The sequence below is a fragment of the Sedimentibacter sp. genome (genome assembly GCF_033447055.1).
Lineage (GTDB): Bacteria > Bacillota > Clostridia > Tissierellales > Sedimentibacteraceae > Sedimentibacter.
Map to the genome: position 1 here is coordinate 1 of NZ_JAWQJF010000160.1, position 2,674 is coordinate 2,674.

2 protein-coding genes are annotated in these 2,674 nt (G+C 33.3%); both read right to left on the minus strand.

Features of this window, described 5'->3' with window-relative positions; genetic code table 11:
- Positions 1-1,832, minus strand: a 1,832-nt coding sequence (gene gyrA / locus SA378_RS11055; protein WP_318526036.1) for a DNA gyrase subunit A, incomplete at its 3' end; no start/stop codon positions are given.
- A 17-nt stretch (positions 1,833-1,849) separates the two neighbouring features.
- Positions 1,850-2,674: toprim domain-containing protein (locus tag SA378_RS11060; protein ID WP_318526037.1), on the minus strand; the 825-nt coding region annotated here is incomplete at its 5' end.

Below are 2,674 nucleotides of genomic sequence, written 5' to 3' on the forward strand. Positions count from 1 at the left end.
AATTCATTTTCATTTTCAAGATCTCTTATAGTAATTATAGCTCTTATGTGTTCACCTGCTTCAATATTTATTAAATTAATTGCAGCAGTTCCTTTAGCTTGACGTCTTGCTTCCGGAACTTCATAAGCCTTAATTCTGTACATCTTTCCTTTATTTGTAAGGAATAACAAATAATCATGTGTTGATGTAATAAATAAATCCTTTACAAAGTCTTCTTCTCTTGTTGTCAAAGCAGTTATTCCTTTACCGCCTCTATTTTGAGCCTTGTAAGTATCTTCTGGCAATCTTTTTATATAACCGAAGTTTGTTAAAGTTATTGCTACATTTTCTTCTTCAATCAAATCTTCTACGTTTATTTCGCCTTCATCAGCTATAATTTCAGTTCTTCTTTCATCATAGTAATTATTTTTTATTTCCTTCAATTCATCCTTGATTATTTCGTCAACCAAGTGCTGATTTGCAAGTATTTCCTTGAATTTTGCTATCATTTTCATCAATTCTTCATATTCTGCATTTAATTTTTCTCTTTCCAGACCTTGCAGACGTCTAAGTCTCATATCTACAATTGCTCTTGCTTGTATATCAGATAAATTAAATGCATTCATCAACCTTTGTTCTGCATCATCATAAGAAGCTCTTATTATTTTAATGACTTCATCAATGTTGTCAATAGCTTTTATCAAACCTTCAACTATGTGAGCCCTTGCTTCAGCTTTATTCAAATCATACTGAGTTCTTCTCACTATTATTTCTCTTTGATGCAAAACATAATAATGAATCATGTCTTTTAAAGTTAAAACTTTTGGTTCATTATTAACCAATGCAATCATTATAATGCTGAAATTATCCTGAAGCTGTGTATGTTTGTATAAATTGTTAAGAACAATATTAGGATTGTAATCCCTTTTTATTTCTATAACAATTCTCATACCAGTTCTGTCACTTTCATCTCTTAAATCAGAAATGCCTTCAATTTTCTTATCTTTAACAAGTTCCGCTATTTTTTCAATAAGTCTTGCCTTGTTAACTTGATAAGGCAATTCTGTCACTATGATGCGGCTCTTATTATTTTTCATTTCTTCAATTTCAATCTTTGATTTTACTTTTACAAAGCCTCTTCCGGTCATATAGGCAGTTTTAATGTTGTCCTTGCCTTCAATAATTGCTCCTGTTGGAAAATCCGGTCCTTTAATATATTTCATCAGTCCTTGAACATCTATATCAGGGTTATCTATGTAAGCAATTGTTCCGTTTATTATTTCTCCTATATTGTGAGGAGGAATAGAACTTGCCATGCCAACTGCTATACCTGAAGAACCATTCACCAATAAATTTGGAAAACGGCTCGGCAAAACAACCGGTTCTTTTAATGTTTCATCAAAGTTTGGTCTGAAGTCTACTGTATCTTTATTGAAATCTCTTAAAAGCTCCATTGCCATTTTTGACATACGCGCTTCTGTGTAACGCATTGCCGCAGCTCCGTCTCCATCAACGGAACCAAAGTTTCCATGTCCATCAATCAATGGATAACGCATAGAAAAACTTTGAGCCAATCTAACCATTGCATCATAAACAGCTGTATCTCCGTGTGGGTGGTACTTACCAAGTACATCTCCGACGATACGGGCACTTTTTTTGTGAGGTTTATCAGGAAAAAGCCCAAGGTCATTTGCTGAATATAATATTCTTCTGTGAACAGGTTTCAAACCATCTCTTACATCTGGCAATGCTCTTGATACAATAACTGTCATAGCATAGTCAAGGTAAGATTTTCTCATTTCCTCGGTAATATTTTTATCTATTATTTTACTTTTGTTTTCAATTTCGCTCATTTATATCCTCCAACAGCCTATATATCTAAATTCTTTACATATCTTGCATTTTGTTCAATAAATTCTCTTCTTGGAGCAACTTTATCTCCCATGAGCATATTGAATGTTTCATCTGCTTCCATTGCATCATCTTCATTTACTCTTAAAAGAATTCTTTCTACAGGATTCATTGTTGTTTCCCAAAGCTGTTCAGGATCCATTTCTCCAAGACCTTTGTACCTTTGTATTTCATATTTGTTGTCTCTTCCAATTTCTTCTAAGACTTTATTCAGCTCTTCATCACTATATACATATTGTTCAAATTTTCCTTTTTTTACTCTGTATAAAGGCGGCTGAGCTGCATACACATGACCATCTTTTATTAAATCTTTCATGTATCTGTAGAAAAATGTCAAAAGCAATGTACGAATATGAGCTCCGTCAACATCCGCATCTGTCAATATAATTATTTTGTGGTATCTCAATTTTGAAATGTCAAAATCTTCTCCAATTCCGCATCCAAAAGCAGTTATCATATTTTTTATTTCTTCTGAATTCAATATTCTGTCTATTCTAGATTTTTCAACATTTAATATTTTCCCACGAAGAGGTAAAATGGCTTGTGTCCTTCTGTCTCTTCCTTCTTTTGCAGAACCTCCTGCAGAATTACCTTCAACTATACAAATTTCACATAATTTAGGATCCTTTTCTGAACAGTCAGCTAATTTTCCAGGAAGAGCCATACCTTCAAGCGCACCTTTTCTCCTGACGAGATCTCTTGCTTTTCTTGCTGCATCTCTTGCTCTTGCTGATCTTAAAGATTTTTCTACTATTGCTTTTGCTGTTTTAGGATTTTCTTCGCA